General features: G+C 43.9%; 11 protein-coding genes, 1 pseudogene and 1 other annotated feature. Of the genes and pseudogenes, 9 read left to right on the forward strand and 3 right to left on the reverse strand.

The window, feature by feature from the left end:
• Window positions 1–133 precede the first annotated feature (133 nt).
• Window positions 134–925, forward strand: coding sequence for an acetoin reductase (locus tag RTL34_RS11150; RefSeq protein WP_007116064.1), 792 nt, complete (start codon window positions 134–136; stop codon window positions 923–925).
• 500 nt (window positions 926–1,425) lie between these two features.
• Window positions 1,426–2,862 carry a DASS family sodium-coupled anion symporter gene (locus tag RTL34_RS11155; RefSeq protein ID WP_040403551.1) on the forward strand — a complete coding sequence of 479 codons (1,437 nt, stop codon included), beginning with the start codon at window positions 1,426–1,428 and terminating at the stop codon, window positions 2,860–2,862.
• Between the two features lie 41 nt (window positions 2,863–2,903).
• Here the strand turns inward: RTL34_RS11155 and RTL34_RS11160 are convergent.
• Window positions 2,904–3,086 (reverse strand): annotated as a pseudogene (locus RTL34_RS11160) (transposase); the annotation flags it as partial.
• A 54-nt stretch (window positions 3,087–3,140) separates the two neighbouring features.
• On the opposite strand from RTL34_RS11160, the gene RTL34_RS11165 reads away from it, so the two are divergent.
• Window positions 3,141–4,423, forward strand: a protein-coding gene (locus RTL34_RS11165) for an IS3 family transposase (RefSeq protein ID WP_312116945.1) whose coding sequence is annotated in 2 segments (ribosomal slippage) — window positions 3,141–3,417 and window positions 3,417–4,423 — 1,284 coding nt in all. Because the reading frame shifts where the segments join, the coding sequence is not laid out codon by codon here.
• Window positions 3,416–3,532, forward strand: a sequence feature (AL1L pseudoknot). It overlaps the preceding gene by 117 nt.
• A gap of 481 nt (window positions 4,424–4,904) precedes the next feature.
• Complete coding sequence (locus tag RTL34_RS11170; RefSeq protein WP_312116947.1) at window positions 4,905–5,585, forward strand: NADPH-dependent FMN reductase; 681 nt, start codon at window positions 4,905–4,907, stop codon at window positions 5,583–5,585.
• A 22-nt stretch (window positions 5,586–5,607) separates the two neighbouring features.
• Here the strand turns inward: RTL34_RS11170 and RTL34_RS11175 are convergent, their stop codons facing one another.
• Together RTL34_RS11175 and RTL34_RS11180 are read right to left on the reverse strand one after the other, a co-directional pair.
• Complete coding sequence (locus tag RTL34_RS11175; RefSeq protein WP_159772875.1) at window positions 5,608–5,955, reverse strand: YnfA family protein; 348 nt, start codon at window positions 5,953–5,955, stop codon at window positions 5,608–5,610.
• A gap of 15 nt (window positions 5,956–5,970) precedes the next feature.
• Complete coding sequence (locus RTL34_RS11180; RefSeq protein WP_007116031.1) at window positions 5,971–6,264, reverse strand: ArsR/SmtB family transcription factor; 294 nt, start codon at window positions 6,262–6,264, stop codon at window positions 5,971–5,973.
• Between the two features lie 61 nt (window positions 6,265–6,325).
• On the opposite strand from RTL34_RS11180, the gene RTL34_RS11185 reads away from it, so the two are divergent.
• The 5 genes from RTL34_RS11185 (at window position 6,326) to arsC (ending at window position 9,930) form a co-directional block, all read left to right on the forward strand.
• On the forward strand, window positions 6,326–7,618 hold the full coding sequence (locus tag RTL34_RS11185) for an arsenic transporter (RefSeq protein ID WP_312116951.1): 1,293 nt from the start codon (window positions 6,326–6,328) through the stop codon (window positions 7,616–7,618).
• 108 nt (window positions 7,619–7,726) lie between these two features.
• Window positions 7,727–8,248, forward strand: coding sequence for an arsenate reductase ArsC (locus RTL34_RS11190; RefSeq protein ID WP_065263985.1), 522 nt, complete (start codon window positions 7,727–7,729; stop codon window positions 8,246–8,248).
• Between the two features lie 2 nt (window positions 8,249–8,250).
• Window positions 8,251–8,730: an arsenate reductase ArsC gene (locus RTL34_RS11195; protein ID WP_312116954.1), complete on the forward strand. Its 480-nt coding sequence runs from the start codon at window positions 8,251–8,253 to the stop codon at window positions 8,728–8,730.
• Between the two features lie 3 nt (window positions 8,731–8,733).
• Complete coding sequence (gene arsH, locus RTL34_RS11200) at window positions 8,734–9,495, forward strand: arsenical resistance protein ArsH (RefSeq protein ID WP_472796844.1); 762 nt, start codon at window positions 8,734–8,736, stop codon at window positions 9,493–9,495.
• An 18-nt stretch (window positions 9,496–9,513) separates the two neighbouring features.
• A complete protein-coding gene (gene arsC / locus RTL34_RS11205) occupies window positions 9,514–9,930 on the forward strand; it encodes an arsenate reductase (glutaredoxin) (protein ID WP_472796845.1) in 417 nt (138 codons plus the stop codon).
• The last annotated feature ends 721 nt before the right edge of the window (window positions 9,931–10,651 follow it).

Consider the following 10,651-nt stretch of genomic DNA (forward strand, 5'->3'; position numbering starts at 1 on the left):
GATACGCTTAAGGATTGTGTTGAAAGTTGCTTGGTATAATTCGGTTTTAACTATACAACGTTTGTTATACTCAAAAGATAGCGTTTTTTGATACGATGTATTTTTTAATTTTTTTCACCAATAAGGAATCATAATGACTAGATCTACAAAATCCAACGCAAAAGTTGCAGTCATAACAGGTTCGGCAGGGGGTCTGGGTAATGCCATTGCGACTCGTCTTGCCAAAGATGGTTTTCGAGTGGTGCTACACGACATCAGCGAAGATAATCTAAAAAAAGCCAAAGCCGAATTTGACAAAGCAGGGTATGAAAGCATCACGGTGGTGGGCGATGTGTCAAAACGTGCCGACCAATTTCGCCTTATCGAAGAAGCGGTGAAAGCCTTTGGGCAGGTTGACGTGTTTGTCAATAACGCAGGGGTGGAGTCGGTTGAGCCGTTTTTAGAAATTGAAGAAAAAGAGCTTGACCGTGTAATGAATGTGAATATCAAAGGCGTGGTGTTTGGCACGCAAGCAGCCGCCGAGCAGATGAAAAAACAAAACAACGTGAGTAAGATTATCAATGCTTGTAGTATTGCAGGACATGAGTCATATGAAATGCTAAGCTTATATAGCGCCACTAAACACGCAGTACGTTCATTTACCCACTCAACTGCTAAAGAATTAGCCCAATATAATATTCGTGTAAATGCCTATTGTCCTGGGGTGGCTGATACCCCTATGTGGGAGCGAATTGATGCGGCATTTGTCAAACATAAAGGTTATGAGCCAAAACAAGCGTGGAAAGAATTTACACAGGGTATTTTAGTCGGAAGACCAGAGGAACCTGAAGATGTAGCAAATTTAGTATCATTTTTAGCTTCTGATGATGCCAACTATATTACGGGTCAAACTATTTTGACCGATGGCGGTATGGTATTTAGATAATCATTGGGCAATAAAAAAGTGATCTATGCTGTTTGATCCGAACTCTGTATGAACCGTCTCGGGATTGTCGGAAACCTATAACTCTGAGACAATACTCTTATGGAAAGCAAAAAATACCCAACAGAAGTTAAGAAAAAAGCCGTCGATTACCAACGGGTATTTGTCGCCTATTGACGCAGCAAATATCTACTATTGTTCATTAATTCCGTCAGGCTATGCTGCGTGACTCAAGATAATCTGTGGCCGACAATTCCAGTACAGTTCATTGGACTTCTTTTTTTTATCCTTTCTTATGTCGAATTCAGGTTAAGATTTTTTTGTTTATTGAACGATGGAGGTACCCCATGTCATTGCCTGATAAGCCCAATTCTTCACCATCCACACCACCAACTGAACCACCCAAGATAACTGAAGCGCCTAAGACAACGCCATTACCCAATACAACGACGCCTGTACCGGATGAACATCGCAGTACAGGATTAGGCTTTGCGCCAATTCCGATGGCGATTGCCGTGGTATTGACACTGATTATTTGGTTTGTGATTCCCGTACCCGAAGGCGTTAAGCCAGAAGCTTGGCATTTGCTAGCGATATTTATCGGTACAATTGCGGCAATTATTGGTAAAGCGATGCCAATTGGTGCGTTAGCCATGCTGTCTATGGCAGTCGTTGCTTTGACAGGCGTGACCAGTGATAAGCCGGCAGTCGCAGTCAAAGATGCCTTATCGAGTTTATCGAGTACGCTAATTTGGCTGATTGGTATTGCGGTCATGATTTCGTATGGGTTGACCAAGACAGGGTTGGGTAAGCGTATTGGTTATTATTTTATCTCGATATTTGGTAAAAAGACTTTGGGCATCGGCTATTCGTTCGTGTTGGCAGAACTGGTCTTAGCACCGATTACCCCATCAAATACCGCGCGCGGCGGTGGTATTATTCACCCGATTATGAAGGCGATTTCGCACTCTTTAGGGTCGGATGTCGAGAACAATACCCAAAACCGTGTGGGTCGTTATTTGTCCTTAGTGAATTATAATGCTAACCCCATTACCTCGGGCATGTTTATCACAGCAACAGCACCCAATCCATTGGTCGTTGAACTCGTGGGTAAATTAACCGGTCAACAAATTCATTTAAGCTGGACAACGTGGGCGGTAGCGATGTTTGTCCCCGGTGTGGTGTGTCTGCTAGTGATGCCATTGGTGATTTATAAACTGTATCCACCGGAAATAAAAACCACACCGAACGCAACTGAATTTGCCAAAGAAAATCTAAAAGCGTTAGGCCCGATTCATAAAGACGAAAAAATTATGTTAGGCGTTTTTGCGCTGATGTTGATATTGTGGGCGAATATACCAGCGATGATTTTGGGTGAGGCATTTAGTGTCGATGCGACCACAGCGGCATTGATTGGTTTAAGCTTGCTATTACTCTCAGGCGTGCTAACGTGGGATGATGTGCTGAAGCAAAAATCAGCATGGGATACGATTGTATGGTTTGGTGCGTTGGTAATGATGGCAACGTTTTTGGATAAATTGGGCTTAATCAAATGGTTTGCCACCAATATCCAAACCGGTATTGGTCATTTGGGCATTGGTTGGGTCGGTGCGTGTGCGATTTTAACCTTGGTCTATCTGTACACCCATTACTTCTTTGCCAGTACCACGGCACACATCACCGCAATGTTTGCCGCATTTTATGGGGTGGGTCTGGCGTTGGGTGCGCCACCGCTACTGTATGCACTGATTTTGGCATCAGCCGGTAATATTATGATGAGTTTGACCCATTATGCGACAGGTACAGCGCCCGTGATTTTCAGTTCTGGCTTTGCCACATTGGGTGAATGGTGGAAAGCCGGCTTTGTCATGAGTATCGTGAACTCACTGTTATGGCTAGTGGTCGGTCTCGTGTGGTGGAAGTTATTAGGCTACTACTAATTAACCCCAGTTCGACATAAGCCATACTCTAAGGCTTTGAATTAACAAGCAATCTTAGCGACGAAAGGTTCAATCAGCACATTTTTAAGTGTCGGCTTCTTGGGTTGATGGCAATAAGCAATCAGCCCTGCCACCAAATTACTCATAAACCCAACATGGCTACGATGCCTTGAATGCTCGATATGGCAAATATTCTTTAACTCATCAAACACCGTCTCAATCAAGAAATGAACCGCCCCGGGATTGTCGGAGACCTAAAACTCTGAGACAATACCCTTATGAAAAGCAAACAATACCCAACAGAAGTTAAGAAAAGAGCCGTCGAATTACTGATTGAATCACAAAAAGATTATCCCTCATTATGGGCGGCCATCCAAGCCATCGCCCCCAAATTTGGCTGTACCCCTGAAACCCTACGCTCATGGCATCAAAAGCACCTAGCTAAGCAAAATCCTGTGACGGTTAGCACTGAGAGCCAAGCGGCTCGTATCGCTGAACTTGAGCGAGAAATCAGAGAACTCAAACAAGCGAACGAAATCATTCGCAAGGCAGCCGCTTTTTTCGCCCAGGCGGAGAAGGGCCGCAAACCCAAGTGATGGTCAAATTCATTGATGATGAAAAAGAAAAATATGGGGTCGAGCCGATTTGTAGAATACTGCCAATTGCCCCATCCACCTACTATCGCATCAAAGATGAACAAGAGAACCCAGAGAAGCAAAGCCGACGCAAACAAAGCGACAAGCACCTTATGGAGCAAATCAAACAGATTTGGCGAGACAGTGGCTGTCGTTACGGCATTTGTAAAGTCTGGCATAAGCTTAAGCAAGATGGTTTGCCCAAATTAGGTCGTTGCACCGTTGAACGCCTGATGAAACAGCTAGGTATTCAAGGCGTATGGCGAGGCAAAGGCAAAATCACCACGAAGCAGAGAGACGATCAAGACAAGCCCGATGATTTGGTCAAACGTAACTTTACCGCTGACGCTCCAAATAAGCTATGGGTGGCTGACTTTACCTACATTAAAACTAAATCAGGCTGGGTCTATACCGCCTTTGTCATCGACGTATTCAAGCGAGTTATTGTGGGTTGGAAAGTATCGAATCATATGGACACTCAGCTAGTTCTAGATGCCCTAAATCAAGCATTAGACGCTAGAGGCAGACCAAGCGGAGTAATTCATCATTCTGATAAAGGTAGTCAGTATCTATCGATTAAGTACGGTGAACGGCTTAAACAATCGGGGCTTGCTGCATCAGTCGGCACGACAGGCGATTCCACTTCGGGCATAGCCCTACGTCTTGCACTCGGGCGAAGCAATGCTTCGCTATTTCCTCGCTCAGATAATGCCCTAGCTGAAAGTGTGAATGGGCTATATAAAGCGGAGGTGATTGATTATTTGAAACAGGAATGGGATGGCGTAAATGATGTTGCGCTAGCGACCCTTGATTGGGTACACTGGTACAACCATGAGCGATTACATTCTAGAAATGGATATTTGTCGCCTATTGATGCGGAAAATATCTACTATTGTTCATTAATTCCGTCAGGCTATGCTGCTTGACTCAAGCAAACCTGTCTCCGATAATACCAGGACGGTTCAATTTGACAGGTGATTACCTTTGGAAAAGTAATGCGAGAATCGGAGATGGGAAGTTTAGACCACTAAGATGGCTTTAGCGTGCTTAATCTAGCTTTACAGTATTGCATCTGGATAAGTGATTGTTTTAAAATGAATTAAAACTCGACAAAATTCCTTACCGCCCTATATGGTCCGAATTCCGTGCTGACCCCTTTAAGACAGAGTGGATGCTCAGAAAAGGATATGATGATTTGGCTCAAGCAAGAGTCGATGTCGCCAGTTATATCATCGGCTATTACCGTCAAGTTAGACCACACAGCTTCAATGATTACTTAACACTAGTCGAGAAAGAAATACAGTTTTTTAATCAAAATCTCTTAAAGGCTGTCTAATTAAACTTGACCGCTACAATTAAGCATAATTCCATTATTCTTATTAAACTTACAAGTTTGGAAATGAATTAATGAACTTTCTTATTTTTTTAGGTTCGGTACGCGATAGCACCCCACCAAAACCTGCCAGACTCGGTGAGCGTGTGGCATTGGCTTGTGAGCGGTATTTGCAAGCCGCGTTTCCAGACATTACCGTGGAAATCATTGACCCACTCGATTATCCATTAGGACCGGTTTTTAAACCGCATTTTGCCTATGCTAAAGGTAAAGCACCTGAACCGTTAGAGCGTCTGGCGAATAAAATCGCCCAAGCGGACGGCTATGTGATGGTAAGTCCCGAATATAACCACGCTATGAGTCCTGCCTTGATGGACTTACTCAATCACTTTGGCAGCTCATTATTTTCATTCAAGCCAAGTAGCATTGTCACTTATTCAGCAGGGCAATGGGGCGGTATGCGAGCGGCCATCAATATGCGCACTTTTTTAGCAGAATTGGGCTGTCTAGCGGTATCAGCTATGATTCATATTCCAAAAGCGCAAGAAGTCTTTGATGAACAGGGTCATTTTTTACCCACGGTGAATACCGAGGATTGGCAAAGTTACTTGGCTCGTAGCTTTTTACAGCTACAGTGGTGGGCAATGGCAACCCAGTCTCAACGTCAAATTATCAATCCTTTAGAGATGACACCCCCATTTTTAACCACACCCACACAACGCAATGCGCCTAATAGTGACACTTCAGATGGATAATGGTTTAAATAGCCTGATTAAGTCAAAAGTTTTTACTAAAGGCGTATGGCTGAAAAATAATAATACAGACACCGAGTAGTACAACGCTACCTCCTGCGATGTCCCATGCCATTAACGTGACTTTGTCGACAAGGTGTAGCCACATTAAGGCGACAGCCACATAAATGCCACCATGCGCAGCATACACACGCCCTGTCGCCGTTGGGTGCAAAGTCAATAACCACACAAAGATGGCTAAACTAATCACCAATGGGATGAGATACCAAAGCGGTTTTTTCTCAACCAACCATTGATAACCCAAATAACAACCGACGATTTCGGCAATGGCCGTTATCGCAAATAAAACCACCGTGAATAAAATCTGCTTCATGAGCTAGGCGGGTTCCTAGACAAGTTCAGGGTTAAACTCAGGCAAAGCAGTAATCACCGTGTTACACCAATCTGATAAATCGTTGTCAATGCTATACCAAATCCAAGTCCCTTTTCGCTCGCTGGTCAATATGCCAATGGTTTTTAACTGGTTAAGATGTCGTGAGATGGTGGGTTGTGGCTGATTGAGGGTATCGATGATATCACACACGCACAGCGACTGTTTTTCATTGAGCAGTTGAATAATGCTTAAGCGCGTTGGGTCGCCCAATGCTTTAAAAAACTCATGCGGTAAAAATTTCTCTTTCATATATTTACATATCCGAATATATAAATTATCATGTTGCTAACTATAGCACTGGATATTCATTATGGCAATCGCCGCTATCATTTTCTTGCTCACGCTGATTTTTGTGATTTGGCAACCTAAAGGCTTAGGCATTGGTTGGACAGCGACCATCGGGGCGATGTTGGCACTCATGACAGGGGTGATTGGTATGGATGATATTCCTGTGGTGTGGGATATTGTCTGGAATGCCACCTTTGCTTTTATCGCCATTATCATCATCAGCTTGCTTCTTGATGAAGCGGGGTTTTTTAAATGGGTTGCCTTGCATGTCGCGCGTTTTGCCAAGGGCAATGGTCATTGGTTATTTGCCTTTATCGTACTGCTAGGGGCAGTAGTATCGGCATTTTTTGCCAATGACGGGGCGGCGCTGATTTTAACACCGATTGTGATTGCGATTTTGACCGCATTACGCTTTAGCCCTGCCACCACATTGGCATTTATTATGGCAGCAGGCTTTATTGCCGATACGGCAAGCTTGCCCTTGGTGGTATCGAATCTCGTCAACATTGTATCGGCGGATTTTTTTAAGGTACCGTTTGACCGTTATGCGTTGGTGATGGTGCCGGTGAATCTTGTATCCGTATTAGCATCACTAGTGGTGTTGTATGGGTTTTATCGTAAAGACATACCCAATGCCTATGCGTTGGAATGGGTTGATGAGCCAAATTCAGCGATTACCGATAAAGCGACTTTTACAACGGGTTGGGTGGTACTAGCGGCGTTGTTGTTCGGGTTTTTTGTGTTTGAGCCGATGGGTGTGCCGATTAGCGTGATTGCTGGCCTAGGTGCGCTAGTGTTGCTAATAGTGGCTTATATGGGGAAAAAGTTGTCGATTATGCCTGTGGTCAAAAACGCCCCATGGCAAATCGTGATTTTCTCACTCGGTATGTATTTGGTGGTGTATGGGCTAAAAAATGCGGGTTTAACCGATTATCTGGCCACGTTGTTACAAGGGCTTGAACAACAAGGACTGCTCGTGGCAACCGTGGGCACAGGCTTTTTGTCCGCCATCTTATCGTCGGTGATGAACAATATGCCAACGGTGCTGATCCAAGCCCTCGCCATTGATGGGGCGCATATTACAAGTCCAATGATTAAAGAAGCCATGGTGTTTGCCAACGTGATTGGCTGTGATTTGGGGCCAAAAATTACCCCGATTGGTTCGCTTGCGACCCTGCTTTGGTTGCATGTGTTGGCGACTAAAAATATCCAGGTCAGTTGGGGTTATTATTTTAAAGTCGGGATGATTTTAACCATCCCTGTGCTATTGGCAACCTTGGTCGCCTTGGTAGGGTGGTTAAGTTTAATCAATTAGTTTGGTCAAACACCCTGCTTTTAGCGAACGTTTCATCATCAGTCAATGTAATCAATTTATCATGAATTTTCATTAGCCCTATTTATTCATCCATAAGAGAAAAAAACCATGACCAACAAACCACCTTATAACATTTTATTTATTTGTACCCATAACCGCTGTCGCAGTATCATTGCTGAAGCGATTACCAATACCATTTTGCCTGAAAAATTTACCGCTTACAGTGCGGGTAGTAACCCAGACGGCAACGGTGTCCACCCAAAAACTATTGAGCATTTAAAGGCGCAAGGCTACGACACAGACAGTTTGCGCAGTAAAGATATGCTGGAGTTTACCCAACCTGACGCCCCTGTGATGGATTTTATTATTACGGTTTGTGATCAATCCCGAGGTGAGGCGTGCCCCGTATGGCCAGGACAACCTGTGACGGCACATTGGGGCATGGCTGACCCGTCAACGATTACCGATGAGACAGAGCAACAACGGGCATTTAGCCAAGTACAGCATCAGTTCGTTAACCGTATTCGCTTGTTAGACAGTTTACCGATTGAAAAACTGGATAAATTAGCCCTCACCAAACAGGTCAAAGACATTGCTGAACAAACCACGATTGTAGCGGATACCGAATAACCATGAATATCTTATATATTTGTACCCATAACCGCTGTCGCAGTATCTTATCGGAAGCCATCACCCGACAAAATGCCCAAGGTATCATCAATGCGATGAGCGCGGGCAGTCAGCCAAGTGGCGCAGTGCATCCCTTATCGCTCAAATACCTAAGTGAAATGGGCTATGACACGGCGGACTTAACCAGTAAATCTTGGGAGAGCTTAAAAGATGAAAATGGGGATGATTTTATCCCCGATGTGGTCATTACCGTGTGTGACCAAGCCGCAGGCGAAAGTTGTCCATTGTGGCTTGGCAATATCCCAAAACTGCATTGGGGCTTGTCTGACCCATCCAAACTTGACGGCAGCGATGAACAAAAACGCCAAGCTTTTTTGGCGACGATTCAAGAAATCGAGCAACGGGTCGAACAACTGATCGACATTGCCAAACGCCCCAAGGCAGAACAGCTAGAGGCATTACAACAACTGGTAAAGGCATGAATTATGACAAGCATGCAAAAACACACTGATATCAACCCTAAGACATTGACGGTCAATGATTTGTCCATGCCACAGTTGGACGAAGCACACTTTCATCATCCCACCGTGCAGGATTTTAAAGGCGATTTATCGACAACACCGCCCAAATTTTTATTGCTGTATGGCTCGCTGCGTGAGCGTTCCTTTAGTCGGTTGGTGATTGAAGAGTGTGCCCGTTTGCTAACTGCCATGGGGGCTAAGGTCAAGATTTATAACCCAGCAGGATTGCCACTGGTTGATGATGCGGACAGTCAACACCCCAAAGTCCAAGAGCTCTACGAATTAGTCAATTGGTGCGAAGGCATGATTTGGTGTAGCCCCGAGCGTCATGGGGCGATGACCGGCGTCATGAAAACCCAAATCGACTGGATTCCCCTATCGATGGGTGCAGTGCGTCCGACCCAAGGTAAAACCTTAGCCGTGATGCAAGTCTCTGGCGGGTCACAATCGTTTAACGCGGTCAATCAAATGCGGATTTTGGGGCGATGGATGCGGCTGCTCACGATTCCTAACCAGTCGTCAGTCGCCAAAGCGTTTTTGGAATTTGATGAAAACGATAGGATGAAGCCATCGGGGTACTTTCTACGCATTGTCGATGTGGTTGAAGAGTTGATGAAATTTACCCTATTGACCCGTGATCACAAAGATTACTTGGTGAATCGTTATTCTGAACGAGTCGAGAGTGCCGAAGCGTTGATGCAGCGGGTGAATCAAACCAGTCTATAAACACAATTTTAGGAAATTATCATGCAAGATATTACCATTTATCATAACCCCAATTGCGGCACGTCTCGCAACACCTTAGCACTAATTCGTCACGTAAATGGTGAGCCGAATATTATCTATTACCTTCAAACACCACCTAGCGAAGCAAAACTGCGAGAATTACTTGAGCAAATGGCGATGATGCCAGGACAGTTAGTGCGTACCAATGTGCCGCCGTTTGCTGAGCGTGGGTTAGACAATCCAGATTTAAGCGATGATGACATTATCCAACATATGCTGGCTGAGCCGATTTTGATTAATCGTCCGATTGTGGTCAGTGATAAAGGCGTAAAGCTATGTCGCCCGTCTGAAGTGGTGCTTGATTTGTTAGATAAACCACTCACCGAGCCGTTTGTGAAAGAAGATGGCGAAGTTATTCCACCCAATCAGCCATAACGTGGGGGCTTTATCAGGGTTTACCTATAAAATTATCATTTTTACCATGCCATGTGGCGTTGATTTATGCAGCAATTTTTGATACGCTGACGCCACTTCTACTTAGGCATGATGATTATTTATCAATGCCATATCCTTACTAACCTTAAAAAGGCTTACCTGATGATTCGTCCAATCTAGTAGTTCACTTACCTACTTGTTTCAGTTCTCCTGTAGTTGCAGGCGGACTTTTTTGGGCGTTTTCTTTTTTCATGAATAACTTACATACGTTTTCTTGTGTTTAGGGGTCAGCACAGAATTCGGAGAAAATAGTACGCTAAGGAATTTTGTTTATTAATAAATTTATTAAAATCAAAGACTTATTTTTTTTACCCTTTGCCTTTTTAATAGAGATGAATAATATGCAATTTAATTAAGAGTATTTTCATAAATTTATTAAACAACAAACACATAAAATTCAATAAATGTACCTAGCGTACAATATGAACCGAATTACGTGCTGACCCCTTTTACCGTCAGGCTGCCTGACATAATCTACCAAGTGTTTTTCTCCGTTCTTGACAGCAGAGATCAGTTGTTCCAATGATGAGTTTTACCTATCACAGTAATTTAAATACTAAACAAATGTACTTACCACCCTATATGGTCCGTTTTCTGTGCTGACCCCAAAGAAAGCTAAATCAAAGGCTTTAAAGTGATTTTCCAGCTTTTTAGGAAAGTT

This window comes from Moraxella sp. CTOTU47915 (assembly GCF_031986685.1).
GTDB lineage: Bacteria > Pseudomonadota > Gammaproteobacteria > Pseudomonadales > Moraxellaceae > Faucicola > Faucicola tetraodonis.

Coding starts and splice junctions, on each gene's coding strand:
- RTL34_RS11150 (WP_007116064.1), top strand. CDS start 134: ATGACTAGATCTACAAAATCCAACGCAAAAGTTGCAGTCATAACAGGT.
- RTL34_RS11155 (WP_040403551.1), top strand. CDS start 1,426: ATGGCGATTGCCGTGGTATTGACACTGATTATTTGGTTTGTGATTCCC.
- RTL34_RS11170 (WP_312116947.1), top strand. CDS start 4,905: ATGAACTTTCTTATTTTTTTAGGTTCGGTACGCGATAGCACCCCACCA.
- RTL34_RS11175 (WP_159772875.1), bottom strand. CDS start 5,955: ATGAAGCAGATTTTATTCACGGTGGTTTTATTTGCGATAACGGCCATT.
- RTL34_RS11180 (WP_007116031.1), bottom strand. CDS start 6,264: ATGAAAGAGAAATTTTTACCGCATGAGTTTTTTAAAGCATTGGGCGAC.
- RTL34_RS11185 (WP_312116951.1), top strand. CDS start 6,326: ATGGCAATCGCCGCTATCATTTTCTTGCTCACGCTGATTTTTGTGATT.
- RTL34_RS11190 (WP_065263985.1), top strand. CDS start 7,727: ATGACCAACAAACCACCTTATAACATTTTATTTATTTGTACCCATAAC.
- RTL34_RS11195 (WP_312116954.1), top strand. CDS start 8,251: ATGAATATCTTATATATTTGTACCCATAACCGCTGTCGCAGTATCTTA.
- arsH (WP_472796844.1), top strand. CDS start 8,734: ATGACAAGCATGCAAAAACACACTGATATCAACCCTAAGACATTGACG.